Origin of the sequence: Streptomyces sp. NPDC021115 (assembly GCF_044333065.1) — a bacterium.
Classification (GTDB): Bacteria; Actinomycetota; Actinomycetes; order Streptomycetales; family Streptomycetaceae; genus Streptomyces.
Window position 1 is genome coordinate 474,374 of the sequence record NZ_JBIRQF010000004.1, and the last position, 12,639, is coordinate 487,012.

The window sequence follows — 12,639 nt, forward strand, 5'->3', positions numbered from 1 at the left end:
TCGCGGGGCTGTAAGCGCGCTGGACCTTCCCTCCCCGCGTGCGGAAGGTCCAGCACGCCTACTGGGAAGCTCGCCCTTAATGCTCATGGGCGCGCGTTAAGCTGGGAGCGTCACCGTATCCAGACGTGGGCACGTCACGCAATGGAGTACCGGCAGGTAGCGGCTTGAACTGGTGAAGATCTCGTGCGCCCGGGTTTGGCGGGACATAGGGTCGGCCCGTTACCGACCCCTTCCATGGCAGGAGAGATGGCGGCTCACCATCCATGAACGCGCGACCACCCCACGGCTCGGCGCGCCCCGGCGGGCGCACGGCACGGACCCGCGCCGCCGTGCTGGCCGCCGCCTACGAGGCCCTCGACGCCGAGTCGTTCAGTGCCCTCACCCTCGACAAGCTCGCCGAGCGGTCCGGGGTGCACGTGTCGACCATCCGGCGGCGCTGGCGGACGGTGGAGGGGGTCGTCCTCGATCTGCTGGCCGAGCGCAGCTCCACGCTGCCCACCCCCGATTCGGGCGACTTCCAGCGGGATCTGCATGAACTCGCGCAGGCCATCGGCGACTTCAACAACGCGCTGCGCAACCGCAACGTCATCCAGGGGCTGTTGGCCGCCGCCGCCCAGGACGCACGGGTCGAGGAGATCGTCCGCGACGCCTTCGTCGGCCGGATCGAGGAGGTGACCCAGATCGTGCGGCACGCGATCGACCGGGGCGAACTGGCGGCGGACACTGACGCCAAGGACGTCATCGCCGCGCTGGGCGCGCCCTTCTACTACCGGGTGCTCATCCTGCGCAGGCCCATCGACGCCCGGCTGGTGCGCACGAGCGCCGAGGCGGTGTACGCGGCGGCGCGGGCGGGGGTGTTCCGCGCCGAGGCGGAGGACGAGTGACGCCCCCGGCCCGTCGTGGGAGGGGCCGGGGGCGTCATCAGGGGCGTCGGGTCAGGCGCCGCGCTCCTTCAGCATGTCGGCCATCAGCTCGATCTCCGACTGCTGGGCCCGCACCATCGTCGTGGCGAGCCGCTTCTCGGTCGGGTCCTTGACCAGCCGGGCCGCGCCCTCCGCCATCTCGACGCCGCCCTTGTGGTGGGCGGTCATCAGCTTCAGGTAGAGCACCTCGGCCGCCTTGCCCTTGGCCTTGCGCAGCTCGTCCAGCTCGGTGTTGGTGGCCATGCCCGGCATGAGCGAGCCGTCGTGCGGCTTGTAGTCATGGTCCATGCCCTTCATGCCCTTCATGCCCTTCATACCGTCCATGCCGTGCTTCATCCACGTCATGGGCGCGTCCTCGGACGTCCGGTCGAGCCCCCACCGGTCGAGCCAGCCCTGAAGGATGCCGCGCTCGGTGGCCTGCGCGCTGAGGATGTCGAACGCCAGCCGCCGCACGTCCTCGTCGTCGGTGCGGTCGCGCACGATGAGCGACATCTCCACCGCCTGCTGATGGTGGGTGGACATGTCGCGGGCGAAACCGGCCTCGGCGGAGGTGTCCTTCGGGGTGCCGGTGCCGGTCGTGCCCTCCGAGCGGTCGCTCATCAGCCACACCACCCCGACCGCCACCAGCGTCAGCAGCGCGAGGGCGGCGGTGATCCCCGCCACCAGCGGCTGCCGCGACGCGCGGCCGAGGGCGGTGGTCCCGTCCGTCACGACGACTTCCCGTTGGTGCAGTAGGCGTTCGGCTCCGGCGTCTGCTTGCCCTGCACGAACTTCTTGAAGAACGCGGCCACTCGCGGGTCCGACGCCTTCTGCACGTCCAGCTGGTTGCCCCACGCGTTGAGGACGATCGGCGCGTCCTGGTCCTCGTAGGGGCTCATCAGCGAGTACGGGGTCTTCTTCACGCGCTCCGCGAGGGTGGCGACGTCCTCCTTGGACGCCTTGTCGCTGTAGGTCACCCACACCGCGCCGTGCTCCAGCGAGTGCACGGCGTTCTCCTTGGTCAGCGGCTTGGTGTAGACGTCGCCCTGGCAGTTCTGCCAGACCTGGTTGTGGTTACCGCCGACCGGCGGCGACATCGCGTACTTCACGCTGCCGCCCACATGGGTGCGGCCCAGGTTCTTCCAGGTCTTCATGCCCTTGAACTCACCGGACTTCACGACCGAGGAGCTGACCTTCGTGGCCTTCTCCTCCTTCTTGTTGCTCTTGTCGACCAGGAAGAAGCCGCCGACGGCCAGCCCGGCGACGATCACGGTGCAGGAGGTGATGGTGATGATGCGGTACCTGCGCTCGCGGGCCTTCTCCGCGCGGCGCAGCTCCTCTATCTTGGCGCGGCGCTCGGCCGCGCCCTTCGTCTTCGATCCCTTGGTAGCCATGGCTGTCCCAGTCCTCGCAGTTCTCGCACTGTCGCACTGAATGAGTGATGTGGTGGCGGACGTCGGCGATCGGCCTAGGTGCGGAGTACTTGGAGCTGATGGAGGCCGAGGGCGTGGACCTTTGTGTCGGGCGGCGCCCGTACGGAGTCCGTGCCCCGCAGGGCCTCCGGCGGCCGGAACGCGGCGGGGGCGGGCGGCGGGACGGGCGCGGGCACCAGGGCGGGGTTGCCGTCGCGGGGCCCGGCCACGCAGTCGTCGCTGCCGCCGCCCGGGGCCTTCGCGTGGTCCCCGGCGTGCCCGGTGGCCAGGGCGTCGTGCGCGGCCAGGGCCCGTGCGGGCAGAGGGTGTTCGGCCCGCGGCTCGGCGACGAGACGGTGCTGGCAGCCCACCGATATCGGCGGATGGTCGCCACCGGAGTGGACGCACGAGGGCGCCACCCACAGCAGCGCGGCGAGGAGCGGCAGGACACGTCTGAGCGCGGAGCGCGTGGTGGCTCGCACCACGCGCTTCCGTATGCCGTCGTCTCCGCTCCGCCCTCTGCCCATCGCGCCAGATCGTAACCAGTGGGCCTGCCGGGGCTGAACGGGTAGCGCGGCAATCGCGTCAGTCGTGCCAGTCGTGCCGGGTGCGCGGATGCGCATCGTACGCATCTGACAGGTATTTGCGTGCGCTCATGTGCACATAATGGATGGCGGGAACGGAGTGAGCGCGGAAGGTGGCCGCCATGGACGAACGGCACGGGCACGACCACTCGAACACCCACGGCCGCGCCGCCCGGTGGCGCCATCGGGCGGGCCATCTGGCGCGCCCCCACTCCCATGACACCGCCGACAAGGTGGACCGGGCCCTGGAGTCCTCCGCGCGGGGCTTGCGCGCCCTGTGGACCTCCCTCGCCGTCCTCGGCGCGACCGCCGTCGCGCAAGCCGTCGTCGTGGTCGTCTCCGGGTCGGTCGCGCTGCTCGGCGACACCGTCCACAACGCCGCCGACGCCCTGACCGCCCTGCCGCTCGGGCTCGCCTTCCTGCTCGGCCGCCGCGCCGCCACCCGCCGTTTCACCTACGGCTACGGGCGGGCCGAGGACCTGGCCGGGATCGCGATCGTGCTCACCATCGCGGCCTCCGCCGGGTTCGCCGCCTGGACCGCCACGGACCGGCTGCTGCACCCGCGCGACGTCGAGCAGCTGCCCGCCGTGGCGGCGGCCGCCGTGGTGGGGTTCATCGGCAACGAATGGGTCGCCCGCTACCGCATCCGCGTCGGCCGCGAGATCGGCTCGGCCGCCCTCGTCGCCGACGGTCTGCACGCCCGTACCGACGGTTTCACCTCGCTCGCCGTCCTGCTGAGCGCCGCCGGTGCCGCCCTCGGCTGGCGGCTCGCCGACCCGCTCGTCGGCCTCGCCATCACCGCCGCGATCCTGCTGGTGCTGCGCGACGCCGCCCGTGAGGTGTTCCGCCGGGTGATGGACGCCGTCGACCCGGCCCTCACCGACGCGGCCGAGCGGGCCGTGCGGGCCGTACCGGGCGTACGGGACGTCGGCGAGCTGCGGCTGCGCTGGATCGGCCACCGGCTGCGCGCGGAGGTCGCGGTCGTGGTCGGCGGCGAGCTGACCGTACGGGAGGCCCACGCGGTCGCGGTGGACGCCGAACACGCCCTGCTGCACGCCGTCCCCCGGCTGACCGCAGCCCTGATCCACGCCGACCCGGCCCCGTCCGACCGGGCCCCCGACCCGCACGCACCGCTGGCCCACCACATGGCGTGAGGGGGCCCTGCCGGCTCAGACGGCGCTGACCGGGGCGATCAGCCCGGCGGTGGAGGCCGGGGGTACGGGGCCCACGCGGGCGCTCACCAGGTCGCCGCGCTCCAGGAACCCCGTACCGCTCAGATCGACGTGGACGCGCAGCCCATAGGCGTCGTCGGGGTCCAGCTCGCCGGGGACCGTGACGCTGAACGGGATGTGTCCGGCCGGGCTCAGCGGCACATCGGTCTGCACCTGAGCCCCCACGACGGAGGTGGCCACGTCGGCGCGGGACACGTTGCGCACCTCCACCACCACCCGGGCCGCCCGGACCGTGGGGGTGTCCGGGGGCAGGGACACGATGCCGCTCAGGACGCTGCTCATGCCGCGCTCACCTCACCAGGTCACTCCGAAGGGGTGCCTTGCGCCATTAGATGCCACCCGCGCCCGGGGCGTCACACGGTCGGGGGTCCCGTACGGCCATCCGGGTGGGGAAGCGGCCCTGGGTGCCGTCGGTCCCGATCCGGTCATGATCCGGTCATGATTGCGCTCCCCGGGGTGTCCCGTACCGCCCGCACCAGCAGAATCGGCTGCGGAAGCTCACGGACCGGTGGCCGGACGGAGAGCCGTCATGTCAGGACGGCCGCGGCCGCGCGGACGGGGAGCGACCGCCAACGGGAGAACACAGATGAAGAAGATCGGCATCGTCGCCGTGGCCGCCGCCACGGCGCTGCTGGCCACGGGCGGCGTCGCCCATGCCGCGAACAGCGGGGTGGGCTGGAAGCTGGAGAGCGGCAGCCCGTACTACATCGAATCGCTGCGCCACCACTCCACCTACACCGTGTCGTTCGTGACGAAGGCCGCCCGGGACCGGCTCACGCCGTATCTGAAGATCCCGGTCGCCCAGCTGAACGCCATGCCGGAGGTCAAGGCCGCGGGCATCACCTTCAAGCTGTCCACCACGATCGAGGGCGGCACGAACCTCAAGAACAAGAAGTACTGCGCGGGATCGCGGAACCACATCATGTTCACGCTGGCCCACCGGCCGCTGAACGGGCAGAAGGGCATGTCACAGGCCAAGCCCTGCTACAACACCACCGACAACAGCGCCTGGGGCGGATACGTCCTGATGGACGACGAGTACTGGAACAGCGCGGGCAAGGAGAACGGCTGGTTCAGCTCCGACAAGGCCAAGAACACGGCGATGACCCGCAACGCGGTCACCCATGAGCTCGGCCACATGATGGGGCTCGACCACCCGGACCCGTCGTCCTTCGATCCGAAGGAGAACAAGCCGGTGATGACGTCGCCCAACGGCGGCTATCTGAACGCGAGCGGCGGGAAGTACACGGCCGCGGACCGGCGCGGCGTGAAGAAGCTCGTCTCCAACGGCGGCTGACCGCCCCGGAGTGATGACGTACGGGACGCGGCCCGGACACCCGGGCCGCGTCTTGTTGCGCCGTATCAGGCCGAGCAGCGCTCGCCGTTGAGGGTGAAGGCGCGGGGCGGGGAGTTGCTGCCGTCCCAGGTGCCGAGGAAGCCCACGGAGAAGGGCTTGTCGGCGTCGACCCGCTGGTTGTAGTCGGCGGGCGTGGTGGTCACCGTGGCGCCGCGCTGGGTGAATTCGCCGTTCCACATCTGCGTGACGCGCTGGGAGCCGGGGAAGTCCCAGCTGACCCGCCAGGAGTCGAGCGCGCTGCGGGAGGTCAGCGTGACCTCGGCCTTGAAGCCGTCAGGCCATTCGGTGACCAGGTTGTAGCGGGCCGTGCAGCTGGGCTTGCGCGGGGGCTTCCGGGAGGAGCCGTCGGAGGGGCTGTGGCCCTCGCCCGAGTCCTTCGCACCGGACGGCGAGGCGGGCGCGGCCGTGCGCTTCCCGTCCTTCTCCCCCTTGCCTCCCTTGTCCTCCGCGTCCCCCGTGCGGCCCGCGTCCTCCGGGTCGTCCTTCCCGGCCTTGCCGCCCACGCCGTCGCCGCTGCGGGAGGAGGAGGGTCCGGCGGAATCGCTCGGGCTGCCGGGTGTCCCGGTGCCCGCCGGCGTGGTGTCCGACGGCGCGCCGGGGGCGGTGGTGTCGCGGGTGACGTGGGCCTGCTCCCCGTCCCCGTCGCCGGACACCGCGGCGGTTCGCGTCAACGCCACCATCATGGCCAGCGCCACGACGGCCACCACCGCCAGGGCGACGGTCGCCGTACGGGCTCTGCTCACGCCGTGCGTGGCTCTTCTGCGCCCGGTCGGGCCGAGTCTCTGGCGCAGCAGGCGCGGCGCCATCATCAGCGGTCCGCCGACCTTGTCGAGGACCCGGTCCCTTAACGGGATGTGCACGGCGTGCGTGGCCGGCGCGTTCGACGCGGAGGAGGCGCCCGGGGCCCGCTCGGCGGCTCTTCGCCGCCGCGCCACATAGCCGGAGCCGCCCCACCCCAGCACCCCTCCGGCCAGCGCGTTGGGCAGCCCGCCGCCGTGCAGATACAGGCAGGCGGCGGCCTCGCGGCAGTTGCGGCAGCGGGCGAGGTGCTGCCACAGGTCCGCCGGTGAGTGGGCGTCGGGCGAACGCGTGGCGGCGTCCAGCAGCTTGGCGTAGCTGCGGCACTCCTCATGCGCGAGGGTGTCCAGATGGTTGCGCTGGCAGCGCTGCCGGAAGGCGTGCCGGACCCGGGCGATCTCCTCGGCGGCGTACTCGATGTCGCCGCCCAGTTGCCAGGCCACCGCCTCGACCGGCTGCGACTCCACCTCGACGGCCCACAGCAGCGCCCCGTCGTGTTCCCCCAGGTCGCGCAGTCCGCGCAGGGCGAGCGGCTGTTCGCGGGGCGGTACGGCGTAGCGGGCGACGCCGGTGGAGGAGAGCCAGACCCGCAGCTCCGGGTCGAGCCGGTCGCCGTCCCGGTGGGTGTGCCAGTCGGCGGCGGTCTTGCGTACGGACGTCAGCAGCAGCGGAAGCCACGGCAACCGCGGCCCCCACGAGCGGGCCCGGCGGTTGCGGGCGGCGCGGATGCCGCGCCGGAACGCCTCGGTGGCCAGCCGCATGCCGTCTTCAGGGGTGGTGGTGCACAGGTCCGCGTAGTCGGCTACGGCGTCCCAGTAGAGGTTGAGCAGATCCGTCGGGGAGACGGCGTCGGTGTCCGCTGCGGAGACGGACGGTTGACCGGGTGGCGCGAACGCGCCGTCCCGGGATGCCGAGTGGTCGGGCATGGAGGCACATTCCTCACTCACGAACAGTGGCGCCCCCGCCAGGGGGGCAAGCCTCTCACATGGGGCCGCGGGGTGGGCAGCCAACAGCACAGATCTGACTCGGAGTTGGGGATTCCCCTTCACGGGTGGGCCGAGCCTTTCACGTCTGTGAGTCGGCTGACAAGAGACGATAGAGGAGTCGGGGAGGAGTTGTGTCCAAGGGTCCCGGACCGTGCTGTTCCGGCCACCTCGGGCCACGTATGACGTGACGTCAGAATTCGCCATGACGAAGCGTCAGCTGGTGTGTTACCGAGGGTAACACGGGTAGTTGCGCGGCCAGTTCCGCGGCGGCTGTGTACATCGGGGGGCCTACGCACGAGATGATCAAAGGCGGCAATGTCGGACTCGCCGCGCTGAGCGAGGACACCGGCTCCGTGATTCTGAGCCTGGGCTGGGGCACCGCCACCGGAGAGGGGGACGCGGACGTCTCCGTCCTGCTGCTGAACGCGAGCGGCAAGGTGCGCGGTGCTCGGCAAGGCGCCGACCGCCGACGGCAGCGAGGACCGCATCAGCCTCGATCTGACGGCTGACCCGGCCGACGTCGAGCGCATCGTCGTGACGGCCAGCCGGTACGGCGACGCGCGCTTCGGCGACCTCGCGGACCTCGGGATGACGCTCGCCGACCGGTCCCCCGCCCGGCGGAGGCGGCGGCACCGGCGGTGCCCAGGCGTCCCCACGGCGAAGAAGAAGGTCACGCTCCCCAAGGTCGCCAAGAAGTCGCTGGCCGAAACCGACTCCTGGCGACAGGCCCGGCGCGGCGGATTGCCGTTGGTCTTGGTCTCGACCATGCCAGGGCGACCAGCGCGCCGCCGACCGGGTCACCGGTTTCCGGCTGTCGCTCTTCAAGAGCATGGGCAGCACCCGCGGCAATGCCGAGTCGGGCTTCATCCGCAGCGTCGACGATGCCGTGGACCGCTTCCACGCCGGGGTCGTCGCCCAGCTGGAGCGCCGTCCGGCCCGCCGCGCCGCCGAGTAGCCCCGTCGCGGCATTACCTGTGGCAGGCAAAGCTCACATGCGGCCGGAGGGAAGTGTGCAGGGGACGTAATCGCCCGCGATCGGCGGCTGTGACGCGCTCGCAACCGGGAGTTTTTACGGTGTGGGGCAGTGGGAGAGGCCCACCGCGAGCGGGAGAGGAGCCAGGCGTGACGGCATCGGCTCGGTCGGCGGAGCCGGTGCGTACCGGCTCCGCCGCGGTGCGGACGGTGTGCTCGTACTGCGGGGTCGGGTGCGGGATCGTGCTCGATGTCGGGCGGGACGCCGAGGGGCGCCGGACGGTGCTGAAGGCGTCCGGGGACAAGGCGCATCCCGCCAACGCCGGACGGCTGTGCACCAAGGGGGCCACCAGCGCGGAGATGCTCGCGGCGGACGGGCGGCTGGAGACGGCGCTGTCCCGGGACGACCGCGGGGCGGAGCCCGCGGCGGCCTCCGTGGACGCGGCGATCACGGCCACCGCGCGGCGGCTGCGGGCGATCCTGGACGAGCACGGGCCGGACGCGCTCGCCTTCTACGTGTCCGGGCAGATGACGCTGGAGGCGCAGTACCTGGCCAACAAGCTGGCCAAGGGGTTCGTCGGCACCAACCAGATCGAGTCGAACTCGCGGCTGTGCATGGCGAGCGCGGGCAGCGGCTACAAGCTGTCGCTGGGGGCCGACGGGCCGCCCGGTTCGTACGAGGACTTCGAGCGGGCCGACGCGTTCCTCGTCATCGGCTCCAACATGGCCGACTGCCATCCGATCCTGTACCTGCGGCTGATGGACCGGGTGAAGGCGGGCGCGAAGCTGATCGTGGTCGATCCGCGGCGCACCGCGACCGCCGCCAAGGCGGATCTGTTTCTCCAGATCAAGCCGGGCACCGACCTCGCGCTGCTCAACGGGCTGCTGCGGCTGCTGGTCGAGGGCGGGTACACCGATCGGGAGTTCATCGAGGAGCACACCGAGGGCTGGGACGCCATGCCCGCCTTCCTGGAGGACTACCCGCCCGCGCGGGTCGCGGAGATCACCGGCATCCCGGAGGAGGACATCCGCGCGGCCGCGCGGTGGATCGGGGAGGCCGGGGAGTGGATGAGCTGCTGGACGATGGGGCTCAACCAGTCCACGCACGGCACCTGGAACACCAACGCCCTGATCAATCTGCACCTGGCCACCGGCGCGATCTGCCGCCCGGGCAGCGGGCCGTTCTCGCTCACCGGCCAGCCCAACGCGATGGGCGGCCGGGAGATGGGGTACATGGGTCCTGGCCTGCCCGGGCAGCGGTCGGTGCTGGACGCGGAGGACCGGGCGTTCACCGAGGAACTGTGGGGGATCGCGCCCGGCACGCTGCGGGCGGACGGGGCCGGACAGGGCACCGTCGAGATGTTCCGGCGCATGGCGGACGGCGAGATCAAGGCGTGCTGGATCATCTGCACCAACCCCGTCGCCTCGGTCGCCAACCGCCGGACGGTGATCGAGGGCCTGGAGGCGGCCGAGTTCGTCGTCACCCAGGACGCCTTCGCCGAGACGGAGACCAACGCGTACGCGGATGTGGTGCTGCCCGCCGCCATGTGGGCCGAGGCCGACGGCGTGATGATCAACTCCGAGCGCAATCTCACCCTGGCCCGGCAGGCGGCCGACCCGCCGGGCGAGGCGCTGCCGGACTGGCGGATCATCGCCCGGATCGCCTGCGAGATGGGCTACGGGGACGCCTTCGGCTACGGAAGCGCCGAGGAGATCTTCGAGGAGATCAAGCGCACCTCGAACCCGAGGACCGGCTACGACCTGCGCGGGGTGACGTACGAGCGGCTGCGCGGGACCCCGGTGCAGTGGCCCGCCGCGCCCGAGGGCGGCGAGGACCGCAACCCGGTCCGCTACGTCAACGACGGGGTCAGCCAGACCCTCGCCGTACGGGAGGACGGCACCCGGCCCCGGCTGGCCTTCCCCACGCCGAGCGGCCGCGCCGTCTTCCACGCCCGCCCGCACCTGGACCCCGCCGAGCTGCCGGACGACGACTTCCCGTACCTCCTCAACACCGGCCGGTTGCAGCACCAGTGGCACACGCTCACCAAGACCGGCAAGGTCGCCAAGCTGAACAAGCTCAACCCCGGCCCGTTCGTCGAGCTGCATCCGCGGGACGCGGAGCGGCTGGGCGTCGCCGAGGGCGACGCGGTGGAGGTGGCGTCGCGGCGCGGGCGGGCGGTGCTGCCCGCGGTGGTGACCGACCGGGTGCGGCCGGGGAACTGCTTCGCGCCGTTCCACTGGAACGACCTGTTCGGTGAATATCTCAGCGTCAACGCGGTGACGAACGACGCGGTCGACCCGGTGTCCTTCCAGCCGGAGTTCAAGGTGTGCGCGGTGTCGCTGGCCAAGGTCGCCTCCGCGCCGTCCGAAGCCCCTGGGGCCTCGGACGGGCTCGTAGGGGCGTTGGGCGTCGGCGATCTGACCCCGCCGGTCCTCACCGAGTCCGAACGCCAGTATCTGCGCGGCTTCCTCGCCGGGCTGCACGGCACGGCGGCGAGCGGCACGGCGAACGGCGCGCTGACGAACCCGAGCACTCAGGCCGCCACCGCCGTCCCCGTGCTGCCCCAGGACGCGCCCTTCTCTCCGGACCACGCCCTGTGGGTCAACGGCGTCCTGGCCGGGGCCTTCTCCCGCGCCCCGGCCCCCGCCGCCGCCCCCGTGGCGGCCCCGGACCCCGCCGGAGCCGGACCCGGATCCGGGACGGCCACCCGCGAAGTGGTCGTCCTGTGGGCCTCCCAGACCGGCAACGCCGAGGACGTCGCCGGTGCCACCGCGCGCCGCCTCGCCGAGACCGGACGGCAGGCCCGGCTGCTGGAGATGGACGGCGTCGCCGCCACCACCCTCCCCCGCCCCGCCGACCTCCTCGTCATCACCAGCACCTTCGGCGACGGCGACGCCCCCGACAACGGCCACGGCTTCTGGGAGTCCCTGGCCGCCTCCGACGCGCCCCGCCTCGACGGCACTCGCTACGCCGTCCTCGCCCTCGGCGACTCCACGTACGACGACTTCTGCGGCCACGGCCGCCGCCTGGACGAACGCCTCGGCGAGCTGGGCGCCGTACCCCTCGCGCCCCGCACCGACTGCGAACCGGACTACGACGAGCCCGCCCGCGCCTGGCTGGACGCCGTCCTCGACGCCCTGGGCACGGCGGCCCCCGAGGTGCCCGCCCCGGCTCCGAAAGCCCCGGCCCCGCAGGCCCCCGCGGCCCCCGGCCGCCCCGCCAAGGCCCGGCCCTTCACCTCCCGCCTCACCGGCAACCGGCTGCTGAGCCTGCCCGGAGCCGCCAAGGAGGTACGGCAGTTCGCGTTCGACACCGGCGACGGCGCGCTCACCTACGAGGCCGGGGACGCGCTCGGCGTATGGCCCGAGAACTGCCCCGACCTGGTCGCCGAATGGCTCGCCGCCACCGGCCTCGACCCCGCCGCCGAAGTGGCCGTCGCCGCCGCGCCCGGCGCGGACGTGGCCGCGATGCCGCTCGGCGACGCCCTCCGGCACCATCTGGAGATCGCCAAGATCACTCCGGACCTGCTGCGCTTCGTCCTCGACCGCACCCACGACCACGACCTCAAGCGGCTGCTGCGCCCCGACAACAAGGACGGCCTGGCCCAGTGGACCTGGGGCCGCCAGGCCGTGGACGTCCTCGCCGAACACCCGGTGCGCGCCACCGCCCAGGAGTGGGCCGACGTCCTCAAACGGCTCCAGCCCCGGCTGTACTCCATATCGTCGAGCCCCCTCGCCCACCCCCACGAGGTGCGGCTGACCGTCTCCGTGGTGCGCTTCGAGAGCCGCCGCGGAACGCTCCGCAAGGGCGTCGCCTCGACCCATCTCGCTGACGCCGCCACCGACCGCCCGGTGCCCGTCTTCGTACAGCGCGCACCGGCCTTCCGGCCCCCGGCCGACCCCACGACCCCGATGGTGATGGTCGGCCCCGGCACCGGCGTCGCCCCGTTCGTCGGCTTCCTGGAGGAGCGCAGGGCGCGCGGCGCGACCGCCCCCAACTGGCTGTTCTTCGGCGAACAGCGCCGCGCCACCGACTTCTACTACGAGGACGAGCTCGACCAGCTGCGCCGCCACGGCACCCTCACCCGGCTCGACACCGCCTTCTCCCGCGACCAGCGGGCCAAGGTGTACGTCCAGGACCGGATGCGCGAACACGGCGCCCGGCTGTGGTCCTGGCTCCAGGACGGCGCCCACTTCTATGTGTGCGGGGACGCCACCCGGATGGCCAAGGACGTCGACCGGGCGCTGCGCGACATCGCCGTCGCCCACGGCGGACTCGACGAGGACGCGGCCGAGGTGTACGTGAAGCAGCTGGCCGCCGACAAGCGCTACGCCCGCGACGTGTACTGAGGTACCGAGACTTGAGCTACCGGGGTGCGCAACTGCCCTGACAAGA

General features: G+C 72.2%; 10 protein-coding genes and 1 pseudogene. 6 read left to right on the top strand and 5 right to left on the bottom strand.

The window, feature by feature from the left end; all coding sequences use genetic code 11:
• The first annotated feature begins 263 nt into the window (after nucleotides 1-263).
• Nucleotides 264-884 (top strand): TetR-like C-terminal domain-containing protein, encoded by a 621-nt coding sequence (locus tag ACH4TL_RS16120; protein WP_398314480.1) that lies wholly within the window; start codon nucleotides 264-266, stop codon nucleotides 882-884.
• A 51-nt stretch (nucleotides 885-935) separates the two neighbouring features.
• On the opposite strand, the gene ACH4TL_RS16125 is transcribed toward ACH4TL_RS16120, so the two are convergent.
• From ACH4TL_RS16125 to ACH4TL_RS16135, 3 genes are all read right to left on the bottom strand, one after another.
• The gene (locus ACH4TL_RS16125) at nucleotides 936-1,634 is read right to left on the bottom strand and encodes a DUF305 domain-containing protein (protein ID WP_398314482.1); all 699 of its coding nucleotides are present in this window, start codon (nucleotides 1,632-1,634) and stop codon (nucleotides 936-938) included.
• Nucleotides 1,631-2,296, bottom strand: coding sequence for a DUF3105 domain-containing protein (locus ACH4TL_RS16130; protein WP_398314484.1), 666 nt, complete (start codon nucleotides 2,294-2,296; stop codon nucleotides 1,631-1,633). Before ACH4TL_RS16130 ends, ACH4TL_RS16125 begins: the two co-directional genes overlap by 4 nt.
• Nucleotides 2,297-2,370: 74 nt before the next feature.
• Entirely contained in the window at nucleotides 2,371-2,796 is a 426-nt protein-coding gene (locus ACH4TL_RS16135) for a hypothetical protein (RefSeq protein WP_398314486.1), read from the bottom strand.
• Nucleotides 2,797-3,020: 224 nt separating this feature from the next.
• Between ACH4TL_RS16135 and ACH4TL_RS16140 the strand changes: the two genes are divergently transcribed.
• Nucleotides 3,021-4,052, top strand: coding sequence for a cation diffusion facilitator family transporter (locus ACH4TL_RS16140; protein WP_398314488.1), 1,032 nt, complete (start codon nucleotides 3,021-3,023; stop codon nucleotides 4,050-4,052).
• Nucleotides 4,053-4,067: 15 nt separating this feature from the next.
• Here the strand turns inward: ACH4TL_RS16140 and ACH4TL_RS16145 are convergent, their stop codons facing one another.
• Entirely contained in the window at nucleotides 4,068-4,412 is a 345-nt protein-coding gene (locus tag ACH4TL_RS16145; RefSeq protein ID WP_179935572.1) for a hypothetical protein, read from the bottom strand.
• Between the two features lie 304 nt (nucleotides 4,413-4,716).
• Here ACH4TL_RS16145 and ACH4TL_RS16150 point away from each other — a divergent pair, with 304 nt between their 5' ends.
• Nucleotides 4,717-5,427: a hypothetical protein gene (locus tag ACH4TL_RS16150; protein ID WP_398314490.1), complete on the top strand. Its 711-nt coding sequence runs from the start codon at nucleotides 4,717-4,719 to the stop codon at nucleotides 5,425-5,427.
• A gap of 65 nt (nucleotides 5,428-5,492) precedes the next feature.
• Here ACH4TL_RS16150 and ACH4TL_RS16155 read toward each other — a convergent pair whose 3' ends face one another.
• Nucleotides 5,493-7,211, bottom strand: coding sequence for a cellulose binding domain-containing protein (locus ACH4TL_RS16155; RefSeq protein WP_398314492.1), 1,719 nt, complete (start codon nucleotides 7,209-7,211; stop codon nucleotides 5,493-5,495).
• Between the two features lie 359 nt (nucleotides 7,212-7,570).
• On the opposite strand from ACH4TL_RS16155, the pseudogene ACH4TL_RS16160 reads away from it, so the two are divergent.
• The 3 genes and pseudogenes from ACH4TL_RS16160 to ACH4TL_RS16170 form a co-directional block, all read left to right on the top strand.
• Nucleotides 7,571-7,874, top strand: a pseudogene (locus tag ACH4TL_RS16160) (TerD family protein); the annotation flags it as partial.
• 226 nt (nucleotides 7,875-8,100) lie between these two features.
• Nucleotides 8,101-8,226 (top strand): hypothetical protein, encoded by a 126-nt coding sequence (locus ACH4TL_RS16165; protein WP_398314957.1) that lies wholly within the window; start codon nucleotides 8,101-8,103, stop codon nucleotides 8,224-8,226.
• Between the two features lie 167 nt (nucleotides 8,227-8,393).
• Nucleotides 8,394-12,593 (top strand): molybdopterin-dependent oxidoreductase, encoded by a 4,200-nt coding sequence (locus ACH4TL_RS16170; protein WP_398314916.1) that lies wholly within the window; start codon nucleotides 8,394-8,396, stop codon nucleotides 12,591-12,593.
• Nucleotides 12,594-12,639 lie beyond the last annotated feature (46 nt).

What these genes read in the sequence shown, in the direction of transcription:
- ACH4TL_RS16120 (WP_398314480.1), top strand. Translation starts at nt 264, where the DNA reads ATGAACGCGCGACCACCCCACGGCTCGGCGCGCCCCGGCGGGCGCACG.
- ACH4TL_RS16130 (WP_398314484.1), bottom strand. Translation starts at nt 2,296, where the DNA reads ATGGCTACCAAGGGATCGAAGACGAAGGGCGCGGCCGAGCGCCGCGCC.
- ACH4TL_RS16140 (WP_398314488.1), top strand. Translation starts at nt 3,021, where the DNA reads ATGGACGAACGGCACGGGCACGACCACTCGAACACCCACGGCCGCGCC.
- ACH4TL_RS16145 (WP_179935572.1), bottom strand. Translation starts at nt 4,412, where the DNA reads ATGAGCAGCGTCCTGAGCGGCATCGTGTCCCTGCCCCCGGACACCCCC.
- ACH4TL_RS16150 (WP_398314490.1), top strand. Translation starts at nt 4,717, where the DNA reads ATGAAGAAGATCGGCATCGTCGCCGTGGCCGCCGCCACGGCGCTGCTG.
- ACH4TL_RS16155 (WP_398314492.1), bottom strand. Translation starts at nt 7,211, where the DNA reads ATGCCCGACCACTCGGCATCCCGGGACGGCGCGTTCGCGCCACCCGGT.
- ACH4TL_RS16165 (WP_398314957.1), top strand. Translation starts at nt 8,101, where the DNA reads ATGGGCAGCACCCGCGGCAATGCCGAGTCGGGCTTCATCCGCAGCGTC.